The sequence below is a fragment of the Metabacillus fastidiosus NBRC 101226 genome, from assembly GCF_001591625.1.
GTDB classification, from domain to species: domain Bacteria; phylum Bacillota; class Bacilli; order Bacillales; family Bacillaceae; genus Metabacillus; species Metabacillus fastidiosus.
In genome coordinates, this window is record NZ_BCVG01000098.1 from 1 (window position 1) to 13,771 (window position 13,771).

The 13,771-nt window shown below is 37.2% G+C and carries 16 protein-coding genes; 15 read left to right on the forward strand and 1 reads right to left on the reverse strand.

What is annotated here, in order from left to right:
• The first annotated feature begins 104 nt into the window (after nt 1-104).
• The 10 genes from aroA to ypjB all read left to right on the forward strand — a co-directional run bounded on the left by aroA (nt 105) and on the right by ypjB (nt 9,134).
• Nucleotides 105-1,397, forward strand: a complete 1,293-nt coding sequence (gene aroA / locus BFA01S_RS17510; RefSeq protein ID WP_066233697.1) for a 3-phosphoshikimate 1-carboxyvinyltransferase — start codon at nt 105-107, stop codon at nt 1,395-1,397.
• A gap of 243 nt (nt 1,398-1,640) precedes the next feature.
• Nucleotides 1,641-2,543, forward strand: a complete 903-nt coding sequence (locus BFA01S_RS17515) for a hypothetical protein (protein WP_066233700.1) — start codon at nt 1,641-1,643, stop codon at nt 2,541-2,543.
• Between the two features lie 55 nt (nt 2,544-2,598).
• Nucleotides 2,599-3,864 carry a tetratricopeptide repeat protein gene (locus tag BFA01S_RS17520; protein WP_066233703.1) on the forward strand — a complete coding sequence of 422 codons (1,266 nt, stop codon included), beginning with the start codon at nt 2,599-2,601 and terminating at the stop codon, nt 3,862-3,864.
• 79 nt (nt 3,865-3,943) lie between these two features.
• Nucleotides 3,944-4,507: a ReoY family proteolytic degradation factor gene (locus BFA01S_RS17525; RefSeq protein ID WP_066233704.1), complete on the forward strand. Its 564-nt coding sequence runs from the start codon at nt 3,944-3,946 to the stop codon at nt 4,505-4,507.
• A gap of 135 nt (nt 4,508-4,642) precedes the next feature.
• Nucleotides 4,643-5,095, forward strand: coding sequence for a YpiF family protein (locus tag BFA01S_RS17530; RefSeq protein WP_066233705.1), 453 nt, complete (start codon nt 4,643-4,645; stop codon nt 5,093-5,095).
• A 143-nt stretch (nt 5,096-5,238) separates the two neighbouring features.
• Complete coding sequence (locus BFA01S_RS17535) at nt 5,239-5,739, forward strand: QcrA and Rieske domain-containing protein (RefSeq protein ID WP_066233707.1); 501 nt, start codon at nt 5,239-5,241, stop codon at nt 5,737-5,739.
• Nucleotides 5,740-5,755: 16 nt separating this feature from the next.
• Entirely contained in the window at nt 5,756-6,430 is a 675-nt protein-coding gene (gene qcrB, locus BFA01S_RS17540) for a menaquinol-cytochrome c reductase cytochrome b subunit (protein WP_066233710.1), read from the forward strand.
• A 71-nt stretch (nt 6,431-6,501) separates the two neighbouring features.
• Nucleotides 6,502-7,269, forward strand: a complete 768-nt coding sequence (locus tag BFA01S_RS17545; RefSeq protein WP_066233713.1) for a menaquinol-cytochrome c reductase cytochrome b/c subunit — start codon at nt 6,502-6,504, stop codon at nt 7,267-7,269.
• Between the two features lie 89 nt (nt 7,270-7,358).
• Nucleotides 7,359-7,958 (forward strand): lipoprotein heptaprenylglyceryl N-acetyltransferase LhaT, encoded by a 600-nt coding sequence (gene lhaT, locus BFA01S_RS17550; RefSeq protein WP_066233716.1) that lies wholly within the window; start codon nt 7,359-7,361, stop codon nt 7,956-7,958.
• 387 nt (nt 7,959-8,345) lie between these two features.
• Nucleotides 8,346-9,134: a sporulation protein YpjB gene (ypjB, locus tag BFA01S_RS17555; RefSeq protein WP_066233719.1), complete on the forward strand. Its 789-nt coding sequence runs from the start codon at nt 8,346-8,348 to the stop codon at nt 9,132-9,134.
• A gap of 91 nt (nt 9,135-9,225) precedes the next feature.
• Here the strand turns inward: ypjB and BFA01S_RS17560 are convergent, their stop codons facing one another.
• Entirely contained in the window at nt 9,226-10,098 is an 873-nt protein-coding gene (locus tag BFA01S_RS17560; protein WP_066233721.1) for a YitT family protein, read from the reverse strand.
• A gap of 169 nt (nt 10,099-10,267) precedes the next feature.
• Here BFA01S_RS17560 and BFA01S_RS17565 point away from each other — a divergent pair, with 169 nt between their 5' ends.
• From BFA01S_RS17565 to bshA, 5 genes are read left to right on the forward strand one after another with little or no spacing between them, the layout of a single operon-like run.
• A complete protein-coding gene (locus BFA01S_RS17565) occupies nt 10,268-10,594 on the forward strand; it encodes a nucleotide pyrophosphohydrolase (RefSeq protein WP_066233732.1) in 327 nt (108 codons plus the stop codon).
• 2 nt (nt 10,595-10,596) lie between these two features.
• The gene (gene dapB / locus BFA01S_RS17570) at nt 10,597-11,394 is read left to right on the forward strand and encodes a 4-hydroxy-tetrahydrodipicolinate reductase (RefSeq protein ID WP_066233723.1); all 798 of its coding nucleotides are present in this window, start codon (nt 10,597-10,599) and stop codon (nt 11,392-11,394) included.
• A 14-nt stretch (nt 11,395-11,408) separates the two neighbouring features.
• The gene (gene mgsA / locus BFA01S_RS17575; RefSeq protein WP_066233728.1) at nt 11,409-11,837 is read left to right on the forward strand and encodes a methylglyoxal synthase; all 429 of its coding nucleotides are present in this window, start codon (nt 11,409-11,411) and stop codon (nt 11,835-11,837) included.
• Nucleotides 11,821-12,546, forward strand: coding sequence for a bacillithiol biosynthesis deacetylase BshB1 (bshB1, locus tag BFA01S_RS17580; protein ID WP_412758865.1), 726 nt, complete (start codon nt 11,821-11,823; stop codon nt 12,544-12,546). The genes mgsA and bshB1 overlap by 17 nt, the downstream gene beginning before the upstream one ends.
• On the forward strand, nt 12,543-13,679 hold the full coding sequence (bshA, locus tag BFA01S_RS17585) for an N-acetyl-alpha-D-glucosaminyl L-malate synthase BshA (protein ID WP_066233730.1): 1,137 nt from the start codon (nt 12,543-12,545) through the stop codon (nt 13,677-13,679). The genes bshB1 and bshA overlap by 4 nt, the downstream gene beginning before the upstream one ends.
• The last annotated feature ends 92 nt before the right edge of the window (nt 13,680-13,771 follow it).

The following is a 13,771-nucleotide window of genomic DNA, read 5'->3' on the forward strand; positions in this document are numbered from 1 at the left end:
GACAGTTGATTTCCCACTTAACTTCCTTGAATTCTCTTGAATTTGGAAGTGGGAGTCTTACTGCCCGTTAAGTGTGGGATAAATTAAAACAGAGGTGAAAAAAGATGTCTACAAAACGATTATCAAAAGTGGATACGCTGCGCGGTGAAATTGAAATTCCGGGTGATAAGTCGATCTCACACAGAGCAGTTATGTTCGGTGCGATTGCAAACGGAACGACTAAAATTTCTAATTTCCTTATGGGAGAAGACTGCCTTAGTACGGTTGACTGTTTCCGTAAAATGGGTGTAAAAATTGAAGTGAATGAAGGATCTGTTACGGTTAACGGAAAAGGCTATGAAGGTTTGCAGGAACCGGTTGATATTTTAGATGTCGGCAACTCAGGGACGACGACAAGATTGATGCTTGGAATTCTGGCAGGAACGGACTTCCACTCTTGCATTATCGGTGATGAGTCAATCGCGAAACGTCCGATGTCAAGGGTAACAAATCCATTGCGTTTAATGGGTGCTAAAATTGATGGAAGAAATGATGGGGATTTTACCCCTTTAGCTGTTCGTGGCAAGGAGCTTAACGGAGTCGAATATAATTCTCCGGTAGCGAGCGCACAAGTGAAATCAGCTATTCTTTTAGCAGGTTTAAGAACGAATAACGAGCTTACAATAGTGAATGAGCCGCATAAATCACGTGACCATACAGAAAGAATGCTTCGTGCTTTCGGAGTAGAAGTATTAGAGGAAGATACGAAAGTGTCTTTACGAGGCGGACAGACATTGAAAGCTACGTCTATTTTTGTACCTGGGGATATTTCATCAGCAGCATTTTTCCTCGTTGCAGGCGCAATCGTGCCAAATAGTGAAATTATCCTGAAAAATGTCGGAATTAACCCGACACGTACAGGTATTATTGATGTTTTAATCCAAATGGGTGCTTCAATTGAAATTATTAAAAATGAAGATAATGAATTCGAACCGATTGCGGATATCATTATTAAAACATCTGAATTAAAAGGAATTACAATTGGTGGAGATTTAATTCCAAAACTTATTGATGAAATTCCGGTTATTGCTCTTTTAGCAACACAAGCTGAGGGTGAGACAATTATTAAAGATGCAAGTGAGTTAAAAGTAAAAGAAACGAACCGGATTGATACAGTTGTCGGCGAGTTGGCTAAATTAGGAGCAAATATTGAAGCGACTGATGACGGCATGATTATTAAAGGACGTACGAAGCTGTCAGGAAATGCTACAGTATCAAGTCATGGCGACCACCGTATCGGAATGATGCTCGGGATTGCTGCTTGTATAACTGATGGCGAAATTGATTTGCATGATTATAAAGCGATTGATGTTTCCTATCCTGATTTCTTCGCTCATTTAGAACAATTAGCTAAATAAAGTCCAGCTTTCAAAAGAAAAGGGCTGTCCGATAAGTCCCTAATCAGTTTTAAAAGCTGAAAGGCCCCTTCACGAAACCCTTGATTTTATTGGTTTCTCCTAAAGGGCCTTGCAGGAGGATGTCTGAAAGGGGTTGATTTTTACCCCTTTTAGACATTCTCTTCTTTTTTTTATTTTTATGTCATAATGTGTAAGCGTTTCACATAGCTTGTCTATAACACTAAAGAAAAAGGTGGTGTGAAGATGACTTATATTATTGACAGAGCTAATATGCTGACAAATAACGGGGTAGAACAAACTTCTCTGCTTATTAAAAATAATCAAGTGGAATTTATCCGCCCCGCACTCGATAATTTCAAGTATATGAAAATGAATATGAGCCGTTATTTATTGACAGCTGGTTATGTTATGCCCGATTTTTCCCTTAATTCCTCTCTCCATTTTACACAATTCAAAGAGATCATGATTCATAAATTAATGAAAAAAGGATGTACAGCTGTTTTAACAGTCGTTTCAATCCAATATGAAAAAGAATTAGATTCAGCAGTAAAAAACCAAAGACAGCTAATGATTAATTCCCCAATTGATTTTTATATCGGTGTGAAAATTAATTTAGAAAAGCTAACCCCTTCTTTTATAAGGTCATGTAAAAAGCTTCGTATTCCTGTCATATTTATTGAATTTAATAACGAATATGAATTGGAAAAGAAGCCATGGGGCTGGATTCGTGATGCAATGTTCTCCTCTCCAATTACCCTTATTCCTTATCCTGCGGGAGATCATTCAAAGTTACTGAATAAATGGAAAATCATTACTAAAAAACACAAAATGTCCTCTCTTAATGAATGCCCGAAAGAACATGCCCCATTAGAAAAAGAGATGTTAATGACGATTGGGATTTATCCTGAAAAAGGCGAAATACGAGCCGGCAGTGAAGTTGATTATAATATGTATGATCTAAGTGAACTCTCTCTTCAAGTTGATGAAAAAACTTTCCTCCATTATGATAGTCATAATCCAGTGTTTACAGTCCATAAAGGACGTCTTATTAATGTGAATTCACGTATTATATTTAAGCCTGGATATGGGGAAGAATGTTTTATTACGATACCAAGTCGTTTTATAATACAACATACTTCACTTTGATGTATATTAAGATAAGATATTCACCTATTTTGAAGGTTGGAAAGGAATTGGTATGTTGAATCAAGTATTAAATGAAGCGATATCTCTCGTAAATAATGGGGAAACTGATAAGGGACTCGAGCTGCTTGCTCAAATACAGCCTACTTTACATGATGAGGAGAAAGTTTTACTTGCAGAGCTTTATTTCCAGTGGGGTATCGTTGACCTGGCACTGGAAATTATGGAGGAGCTTCATTTTTTATATGAAGAAGAGTCACAGCTTGCCATCTTTTTAGCAGAAATTTATATTGATTTAGACAGAGAAGAAGATGCAATTCAAATATTGAATAAAATTTCTACTAGTGATGAGGCGTATCCGCAAGTTTTATTATTATTAGCAGACCTTTATCAAATGCAAGGTTTAATGGAAGTAAGTGAGCAGAAGCTAAAGGAAGCGAAAAGATTATTGCCGAAAGAATCTGTTATTGACTTTGCATTTGCGGAATTATATTTTCATCAGGGCAAATATCAAAAGGCTGTTTCTTATTATGAAGAAGTCCTTAAAGACCGCTCTGATATTCAAGGCGTTCATATTGCCGCAAGACTTGCCGAATCATTGAGCTTATCCGGTGCTTTTGAGGAAGCACTTGAATACTATGAACAAGCTGTTAGGGATAATCCCGAACCGAATACGATCTTTGGATATGGAGTTACAGCATATCAAGGTGGTTTTTATAAAACTGCGATTAAACAGCTGCTATATTTAAAAGATATCGATAAGGATTTCACATCCCTGTACTTATATCTGGCTAAATCATATGAGCATGAAGAAATGATTACAGAAAGCTTGGAAGTCATACAAGAGGGAATAAAAGCGGACGAATATAATAAGGAATTATTCGTTTACGGTGGGAAAATAGCGATTAAAGCGGGACAAATCTCTCTTGCAGAACAGTTTCTGAGAGAGGCATTGGCGCTTGATCCCGGTCATGTAGAAGCTGGTAGTACACTTACAAAGCTGTTTTTACAAGATGAAAAATATGATGAAGTCATTGATCTTATCGAAGAGATTTCAAAATATGAGGAAGAAATCCCGGAATTTAATTGGGATTTAGCACGTGCTTATCATCAAAAAGAACAGTATATAGAGGCATTAAACTACTACGAGCGTGCATATAATTTTTTCAAGGAACGACCAGATTTTCTAGAGGAGTACGGTTATTTCCTCTTAGAAGATGGAAAAAGGGAGAAAGGAAAAGAAATTTTAAAAGAATTATTACAATTAGATCGTACGAATGTCGAAATTGAAGAAATTTTGATGCAATTAGAAGAAGAGTTTTAAAAGCAGAGTTGCAGGATTTTCCTTACATTTGTTGAACTTTTTTAAAATAAGATAATCTAAAAACAGAGGAGGGAAATATATGGTTGCCCCTGTTTCTGTCAACGAAAAAAAAGATTTCGTAAGGTGGTTCTTAAACCATTATCAATTAAAAAGAAGAGAATGTGTCTGGATCTTAAACTATTTAATGAGCCATGACACATTAATGGAAAAAGTCCATTTCGTAGACCAAGCTCAGTATTGTCCAAGAGGAATTATTATGTCGACTCACTGTGTGGAAGAAGTGCCTTTTCGTTTCTATAAAGAGAATGTGATGACGACAGATGCAGAGAAGTCATTTCATGACATTCGTTTAAACAAGGACGAGGAGCTTTTCATCCAGCTGAACTTCAGAAGCGCATATAAATCACCGCAATATGCGGCAGTGCTGGAATTAAATCCGTTTATGCCGAAGCATCTCCATTCAAATGAGAAAGACCGCATTATTGCGGAACAGTTTTTAGAGCATTCACTGCAAACATATCAGCGGGAGAAACTGCTGCAATTAATTGATGAGGCGCTGGATAAGCAGGATAAGGAAGCCTTCCAGAAGTTAACGACTCAATTAAACCAATTAAAGAAGATTGAGAGAAGGAATGCGTTTTAGGACGGTCCTTCCATAAAGAGCAAGCACTTATTCCTTCGGTGAGGAAACGGGTGCTTGTTCTTTTTTTATTGAACATTAATGATTAAAACGACTATAATAGATAAAAATTGTATTTATGGACAAGGAGTGGAAATTTTGAAATGGAATAGTAAAGATGCTGATGTTTATTCACAATCGAAAGAGTACGTTGATACGGCAGTTGTACCGCTTATTGCAATATCAACAGGCGATCAATTTAAAAGCATTGTTTCAAAAGGAGAGTGTACAGAGCTCATCGCCTCTGAACTAGAAAGACAGCTTAAAGGCAGAGTATTTTTGTTCCCCCCATTTTCTTACATAAAAAATGATAATCAAGTAATAGAATCGCTCAAAAAATGGAAGAATGAAATAGGAGAGACGTTTCATCATGTTATTTTTCTCACAACCGAGGAAGAATGGAAACAAAGGGAAACGGAAGTAAAAGATGATGTAATTTGCATTCCGAATATACCTTTGGAACATATGGATGAATCACTAAAGAAAAAGCTTGTCCAGGACCAAATCGAACAAATCTTGAACATTTTATTACAATATTGGAATAAATCATAAAAATACTTCCATTTCTTTCTTAACATGGGAGGATATTATTGACCTCATGTTAAGATTGATATATCATGAGAATGTCCTAGTTTTATACTTAATTTTCGTATGTCCATTTTTGGACAATAGCCTTAGATAGAGGGGGGAAAATGATGAGCGAGAAAAGAAATCGGGTCTCAAGACGTCAATTTTTAAACTACACGCTTACTGGTGTAGGCGGTTTCATGGCGGCAGGAATGCTAATGCCGATGGTCCGTTTTGCACTTGATCCTGTACTTCGTCCTGCTGCGGGACAAGATGTAGTGCCAACCGATGTTAAAATTGCCGATCTTACAGATGAACCAAAACGTGTCGATTTTAAAATCAAACAGATTGATGCTTGGTATGAATCTGAAGAAGTAAAATCTGCATGGGTTTACAAACAAGGGGATGAAATTGTTGCACTATCACCAATCTGTAAACATTTAGGCTGTACGGTAAACTGGAATGCCGATCCTGCACATAAAAATCGGTTTTTCTGTCCATGTCACTACGGTGCATATGAAAAAGATGGTACGAACGTTCAAGGAACACCAGCACCATCTCCGCTTGATCGATATGTGCATAAAGAAAAAGATGGATATTTATACTTAGGAAAAGCAAAGCCGCAATAATAAGGAGGCGTAATCGTTGTTAAATAAAATTTATGACTGGGTTGACGAACGGTTAGATATTACGCCGATGTGGCGAGATATTGCTGACCATGAAGTTCCGGAACACGTAAACCCTGCACACCATTTTTCTGCTTTTGTATATTGCTTTGGCGGACTAACATTTTTCATTACAGTTATCCAAATACTTTCTGGTATGTTTTTAACGATGTATTATGTACCGGATATTAAAAATGCATGGGAGTCTGTTTACTACTTGCAAAATGAAGTAGCTTTCGGACAAATTGTTCGTGGTATGCACCATTGGGGAGCAAGTTTAGTAATTGTAATGATGTTCTTACATACACTGCGTGTTTTCTTCCAAGGAGCTTATAAAAAACCGCGTGAATTAAACTGGCTAGTTGGGGTATCTATTTTCTTCATCATGCTTGCTTTAGGTTTAACAGGGTATTTATTACCTTGGGATATGAAAGCGCTATTTGCGACAAAAGTTACATTGCAAATTGCAGAATCGGTGCCGTTAATTGGGCCTACAATTAAAACATTGTTATCAGGACATCCTGAAATCGTAGGTGCACAAACATTAACGCGCTTCTTTGCTATACACGTATTCTTCTTGCCTGCTGCATTGTTCGGTTTACTCGCGGCTCACTTTATTATGATACGTAAGCAAGGTATTTCAGGACCTCTATAAGATAGAGATTTGTAAAAGAATAAATTGTTTTTATTATAATATTACACACATCGTATGAAGGAGGGGAAATCATGCATCGTGGAAAAGGGATGAAATTCGTCGGTGACTCTCGTGTTCCAGCAGAGAGAAAACCAAATATTCCAAAGGATTACTCGGAATATCCAGGGAAAACAGAAGCTTTCTGGCCTAACTTCCTTTTAAAAGAATGGCTGATCGGAGCTGTATTCTTAGTTGGATACCTTTGTTTAACTGTTGCGCATCCATCACCACTTGAGCGTGTTGCAGATCCAACTGAAACAGGATATATCCCATTGCCTGACTGGTATTTCTTATTCTTATATCAATTGCTTAAATATTCTTTCGCTGCTGGTAAATATACTGTTATTGGTGCGATTATAATCCCGGGTCTTGCATTTGGTGCTCTTATGTTAGCTCCATTCCTTGATCGCGGACCGCATCGTCGTCCAAGTAAACGTCCTGTTGCAGTAGGAATGATGATTCTTGGGGTAGCAGCTACTTTCTATTTAACATGGGAATCTGTTGCAACACATGACTGGGAGGCTGCGGCTGAGCAAGGTAAAATTCAAGTTGAAGCTGAAATTGATACAGAGTCTGACGGTTATAAAATTTATACAGAACAGACTTGTATATCTTGTCATGGTGACACTTTAGGTGGAGGAGCAGCAGGGGCAAACCTTGTTGACACTGGTTTAGCTCCAGAAGAAATCGCTGACATTGCCAAAAATGGTGTTGGAAAAATGCCTGCTGGAATCTTTAAAGGCACAGATGAGGAATTAAAAGTTCTTTCAGAATTTATTGCGAATACAACTGCAAAATAAAAGCTGACATTTCGTCAGCTTTTTTCTACGTTAATAATGAGCAGTCATCTGCTGCGAAAAATAAGAAATCGGAATGGTGTGTTGAAAGTATGAAGATGATCCACTACTTTTTAGGAGTGCGTCCTATTCTTATCCTCCTATTTATCATTAATTTTTTTGGTACTCTTTACGGGTATTACTGGTATAAAAGCCAGCTTGTTGAAACACCGCCAGAGTTTTTAATTTTTGTTCCGGACAGCCCGACAGCAAGCCTCTTCTTTGTTATTGTTCTAGGAGCTTTTATTTTCCGGAAAAACCTCCCGCTATTTGAGGCACTCGCCATTGTTACTCTATTTAAATACGGTATTTGGGCAGTTGTGATGAATTTATTAACTTTAAATGTTATGGGCAGCCTCGACCCACAAGCTTATATGCTGATTGCATCACATCTTGGTATGGCTATTCAAGGTATCCTTTATGCACCGTATTACCGCTTTAATATTTGGCATTTAGTAATAGCAGCCATTTGGACATTACATAATGATGTAATCGATTATTTATTTGGAATGATGCCGCAGTATCGCATATTATCGGATTATATGAATGAGATTGGCTATTTTACATTCTGGTTAAGTATTGTGTCCATCTTTATCGGTTATTTCTTCGTTATTAGAAAGAAAGCTGCAAAATTAACCCTTCCTAATGAATAAATTGAAGCTTTCATGAGGATGTCCCAAAAGGGTAAAAAGCGACCGTTTTGGGATATCCTGCTGAAAGGCCCTGTCATGAAAATCCAGTAAATTAGGATTTGGTGACAGGGCCTTTCAGCTTTTAAAACTTATTAGGAACTTATTGGACAGCCCCATGATTAGTTGAGACCCGCATATGCTGCTTGCATGAAATGGCGAATTTAGTATGTGTTAATTCGTCGGACCTTTACGGTAGTTGATCTCCTGTTTCACTTCTTCAAATTCTTAAAGTTTTGAAGTGCGGAGTCTTACTGCCCGTTAAGGCCGGGATAAAAAACTTTTAGTATTATTGGTCTAACCTTGTCCTGTTTCTCATAGATTTAAGTAGAAGTTTTAGGAGGGACAAGGATGAAAAAAGCTGTCATTGTATTTTTTATGGGAATATTGCTGTTATATATGAATAAGGCAGATGCAGAAGAAATATACGATTGGAATGAACTTAATCAAATCGCCAACAATGCATTACAGTTTACAAAGCAGGAGCGATTTGATGAGGCAGAACAATTGCTTTTGTATTTTGCAGAACAGTTCAGTAATATTCCAGAGCAACAAAATGATATTTCTTCCGAACATGTAAAGGCTATTAAAGCTACACATCATCAGACGATGGAAGCAATGCAGAAGGAAGAGGTTAATTTAGAAGAGAAAGTAAGGGCTGTAACCCAGTTTCGTCTAGTTGTCGATGCAGCTGTCTCTGAGCATCAGCCATTATGGAGTTCGATGGAAACATCAATAATGGAGACATTTTCACAAATGAAAACGGATGTGGAAGAAGGAAACGAGAAATCGTTCCAGCATGATTGGAATCGTTTTATATCATTATATAATATTATTTATCCGAGCATTCAAGTAGATGTCGACGCTAAGAGAGTAAAAAAAGTAGATACACATATTTCAGTAGTTGAAGATCAATTATTCGAACAAATTCCACATACAAGCCGAATTAAACAGTTATCAGATATGGAGACTGAATTAAAAGCATTGTTTGAGAGAGTGGAAGAAGATGAGGCAGACCCTTCTTTATTATGGGTTATGATTACGACCGGCGGGATGATTATTTTAGCATTATCTTATGCCGCGTGGAGAAAATATAAAGGTGAAAAGCAAAAGCATCCGCATCGGGAAGCTGATGAATAAGTTAAATTGTCTGACCTCTCGAATACAGCCTTTTGATAAATACCTTATTTCATATGGAGAGGTCAGACAGCAGTAAGAAAATATTTTAACTTTAACGTTGAAGAGGTTTTTTATTTGCATCAAGTGTAAAACCTTCACCAATTACTTCGTGGACATCGCTTACAACGACAAAGGCATGTGGATCAACAGAAGTAATAACTGATTTCAGACGAGTAATTTCATTTCTCGCAACGACACAATATAAAATGTTTTTATCGAGTTTTGTAAAAGAACCCTGTCCTTTTAAAATGGTTACACCACGTTCCATCTCCTTCATAATTTTAACTGCAATTTCATCATTGCACTCTGAGATAATAGTTGCCCCCTTGGCCGAGTACGCCCCATCCTGCATAAAATCAATTACTTTAGCTGCGACGAATACTGCGACAAGCGTGTACATTGCTTCCCTGTAAGAAAGGTAGAAAATAAGGGATAATGTAATAACACATAAGTCGAAAAGAAACATTGTCTTCCCCATATTCCAGCCGATAGAGCGCTGCGTTAATCTTGCAATAATATCGACTCCTCCAGTTGTCCCGCCAAACCGAAATATAATCCCTAAACCGACACCGATAAAGACACCTGCAAATAAAGCAGCGAGTGTTAAATCCTCCTTGAGAGGTATATGAAATTGGTAACGCTGAAAAACGGATAAGAAAATTGATAAACCGACTGTTCCAATAATGGTGTATACAAATGAAGTTCTCCCTAAAAAGCGCCAGCCGATAAAAAATAGTGGTATATTTAATAATAAGTTTGTAATGGCAGGGTCGATTTTAAATAGGAAAAATAAAAGCAGTGTAATTCCGGTAAATCCGCCCTCTGCTAAATTGTTTTGCATATTAAAATGAACTAAACCGAATGCAAAAATGGCAGAGCCTAATAATATAAAAATGATATTTTTAACCTTTATTTCAAGTTTCATTTTTACACCTCCAAAATAAGTATGGACTTATAGTTAAAATATTATAGTTGAATAAATACCTGATCACAAATTATGATAGAAGAATAGCGAAATATTTGTCAAATGCATGTGGATTAGCTAACATGAAAGAGAAAGGATTTTGAGGTGAAAGTACTTGAGCAATAAAACAATGAAACAATTGCAGCAAGAAGTAGATGAATATATCAGTCAATTTAAAGAAGGATATTTTAGTCCATTGGCTATGCTTGCTCGCTTAACAGAAGAGCTTGGGGAGCTGGCCAGGGAAATAAATCATTATTACGGTGAAAAACCGAAAAAATCGACAGAAACGGAGAAAAAGATCGAGGAAGAGGCGGGAGATCTTTTATTCGTTCTTATTTGTCTTGCAAACTCACTGAAAATCGATTTAGAAACTGCCCATGACTTAGTAATGGAAAAATTCAATACTAGGGATAAAGATCGCTGGACTAAAATAGAAGAAAAAAAGGGAGAATAATGATGGAAAAAGTAAAAATTGTCATCGCTGGTGCGAGAGGTAGAATGGGAACGGAAGCAGTTAACTTAGTAAATGAAACAGAGCAATTTGAACTGGTCGGTGTTGTGGATCATAAACATGACGGCAAGCTCTTAAGTGAGATCGAAGGCTTCCATAATGATGTACGTATTTATTCTGATATTAAAAAATGTTTTTTTGAAACAAATCCGGATGTGTTAATTGATTTAACAACACCTGAAGTTGGAAAAGTACATACAAAAATTGCACTGGAAAATGGTGTCCGTCCAGTCGTAGGAACAACTGGTTTTTCAGACTCGGATTTAAAAGAACTTGAGAAGTTAACAGAAGAAAAAGGAATCGGAGCGATCATCGCACCTAACTTTGCGATTGGCGCTATTTTAATGATGAAATTTTCACAAATGGCTGCAAAATATTTTCAGGATGTTGAGATTATTGAGCTGCATCATGATCAAAAACTGGATGCGCCATCTGGTACTGGAATTAAAACAGCTGAAATGATCGCTTCTGTAAGAGAAGAGAAAAAACAGGGCCATCCAAACGAAAAAGAAATATTAGCGGGAGCACGTGGTGCAGATTATGAAGGGATTAGGCTGCATAGTGTGCGTCTGCCTGGTTTAATTGCTCATCAGGAAGTGCTTTTTGGAGGGAATGGACAAAGCTTAACGATTCGCCATGACAGCTATAATCGTGTTTCCTTTATGTCAGGAGTCAAATTAGCTGTTGAGACGGTAATGAAGGCAAATGTATTAGTATATGGACTAGAAAATATTATTGAATAAAGGGGATAAATAAAATGAATATTGCACTGATTGCCCATGATAAAAAGAAAAATGATTTAGTTCAGTTTGTAGAAGCATATCAAACAACTTTTGCAGAACATCAGCTTTATGCAACAGGAACTACTGGTTTAAGAATACATGAAGCAACTGGTTTACAAATACATCGTTTTAATTCTGGTCCGCTTGGCGGGGATCAGGAAATTGGCGCATTAATTGCTCAAAATAAAATGGATATCGTTATTTTCTTTAGAGATCCGCTCACAGCACAGCCACATGAACCAGATGTAACAGCGCTAGTTCGTCTCTGTGATGTGTATTCTATTCCACTTGCAACAAATATGGGTACAGCAGAAGTGCTTATTCACGGTCTTAATAGAGGAGATTTAACTTGGCGAAATGTTATTCATGAGAGCCAAGGTGAAAGTAATGAAAGTAATGAGTGATATGCAATTAGATATACTTGCTTTTGGTGCCCATCCTGATGATGTTGAAATTGGAATGGGCGGCACAATTGCGAAATATGCTCAAAAAGGAGCAAAAATTGGCATCTGTGATTTAACAAAGGCAGAACTTTCTTCAAATGGAACGGTTGAAAGACGCCAAATGGAGGCAGAAAAGGCAGGACATATTTTAAACATTGCCAAACGAATTCAATTAACTTTCCCAGACCGGGGTCTCTATTTAAAAGAGGAATACGTTCGTGAAATTGTTCAGATTATTAGGAAATATCGTCCGAAAATTATTTTTGCTCCCTATTTTGAAGACAGACACCCTGATCATGGTCATTGTGCGAAACTTGTGGAAGAGGCATTCTTCTCAAGCGGTATAAAAAAATATAATGATAATGAAAACCTGCTCGCGTACCGGGCAGATGCTCTCTATTTTTATATGATCAATGGATTTCATAAACCGGATTTTGTTGTCGATATTTCAGAGACAATGGATAAGAAAATCGCAAGTTTGGAAGCGTATTCCAGTCAATTTGAAAAGACAGAAGAAGGTGTGATGACACCTTTAACAGACGGTTATGTAGAAACAGTGAAAAGCAGAGAGCGGATGTTCGGTAAAGAAGTGAACAGGATGTATGCAGAAGGGTTTAAAGTGAATAAACCGTTTATTATTGAAAATGATTTATTAGGTGGCCATTCATGAAAAAGCTGAAAATAGGCATAACATGTTATCCATCTGTCGGCGGCTCTGGTGTTATTGCGACAGAGCTTGGGAAATTATTAGCTGAAAGAGGGCATGAAATCCATTTTATTACATCCAGCCTGCCGTTTAGGCTGAATAAAGTTTATTGTAATATTACTTTCCATGAAGTGGAAGTGAATCAATATTCAGTTTTTAAATATCCACCATACGATTTAGCATTAGCAAGTAAAATGGCAGAGGTTGCAAAGCGGGAAAAATTAGATGTTATTCATGTTCATTATGCTATCCCGCATGCAATTTGTGCGTATTTAGCAAAGCAAATGGTTGGCGGAGATTTGAAAATTGTTACGACTTTGCATGGCACAGATATTACAGTGCTCGGTTATGACCAGTCTTTATCAGAAATGATCCGGTTTGGGATAGAGTCATCTGACAGGGTGACAGCTGTTTCGCATGCACTTGTTAAACAGACTTATGATTTGCTGAAGCCTAATAAAAAGATTGAAACAATTTATAATTTTATTGATGAGCGGGTTTATTATAAAAAAGATACATACTCCTTAAAGCGGGAATTTGGAATAAAAGAAGATGAGAAAGTAATTATTCATGTTTCTAATTTCAGAAAAGTAAAGAGAGTCCAGGACGTTGTCCATGCGTTTCATCTGATTAATAGGGAAATAGATGCAAAGCTATTACTCGTAGGAGACGGTCCAGAGATGACGAGTGTATCGAAGCTGGTTCGGGACCTGAATTTAGAAAAACAAGTTCTTTTCCTAGGGAAGCAGGATAATTTGGATGAGCTTTATTCGATGAGTGATCTGAAATTACTTTTATCTGAGAAAGAAAGTTTCGGTCTTGTTTTATTAGAAGCGATGGCATGCGGTGTTCCGTGTGTTGGTACAAATGCAGAAGGCATACCTGAGGTAATCGTCGAAGGAGAGACGGGATATCTTTGTGAAGTCGGTGATATCCAGGCGATTGCCGAGAGAGCGATCCAATTATTAAGTAATGATGTATTACATAAGCAAATGTCGGAAAAGGCAATTCAAGTTGCAAAAGAGGTATTTCATACTGGAACGATTGTTTCAGAGTATGAGAATATTTATTATGAACTTATAGATGAGGATGTATAAAAGAGGATGTCTTAGAAGGGTAAAAAGCAACCCTTCTAAGACATCCTGCTGAAAGAGCCTGTTATGGAAATTCAGTAAAATCAAGGATTTGG

Coding starts and splice junctions, on each gene's coding strand:
- mgsA (WP_066233728.1), top strand. CDS start 11,409: ATGAATATTGCACTGATTGCCCATGATAAAAAGAAAAATGATTTAGTT.
- ypjB (WP_066233719.1), top strand. CDS start 8,346: ATGAAAAAAGCTGTCATTGTATTTTTTATGGGAATATTGCTGTTATAT.
- BFA01S_RS17525 (WP_066233704.1), top strand. CDS start 3,944: ATGGTTGCCCCTGTTTCTGTCAACGAAAAAAAAGATTTCGTAAGGTGG.
- lhaT (WP_066233716.1), top strand. CDS start 7,359: ATGAAGATGATCCACTACTTTTTAGGAGTGCGTCCTATTCTTATCCTC.
- BFA01S_RS17565 (WP_066233732.1), top strand. CDS start 10,268: ATGAAACAATTGCAGCAAGAAGTAGATGAATATATCAGTCAATTTAAA.
- BFA01S_RS17515 (WP_066233700.1), top strand. CDS start 1,641: ATGACTTATATTATTGACAGAGCTAATATGCTGACAAATAACGGGGTA.
- dapB (WP_066233723.1), top strand. CDS start 10,597: ATGGAAAAAGTAAAAATTGTCATCGCTGGTGCGAGAGGTAGAATGGGA.
- bshB1 (WP_412758865.1), top strand. CDS start 11,821: ATGAAAGTAATGAGTGATATGCAATTAGATATACTTGCTTTTGGTGCC.
- aroA (WP_066233697.1), top strand. CDS start 105: ATGTCTACAAAACGATTATCAAAAGTGGATACGCTGCGCGGTGAAATT.
- BFA01S_RS17545 (WP_066233713.1), top strand. CDS start 6,502: ATGCATCGTGGAAAAGGGATGAAATTCGTCGGTGACTCTCGTGTTCCA.
- BFA01S_RS17535 (WP_066233707.1), top strand. CDS start 5,239: ATGAGCGAGAAAAGAAATCGGGTCTCAAGACGTCAATTTTTAAACTAC.
- bshA (WP_066233730.1), top strand. CDS start 12,543: ATGAAAAAGCTGAAAATAGGCATAACATGTTATCCATCTGTCGGCGGC.
- BFA01S_RS17560 (WP_066233721.1), bottom strand. CDS start 10,098: ATGAAACTTGAAATAAAGGTTAAAAATATCATTTTTATATTATTAGGC.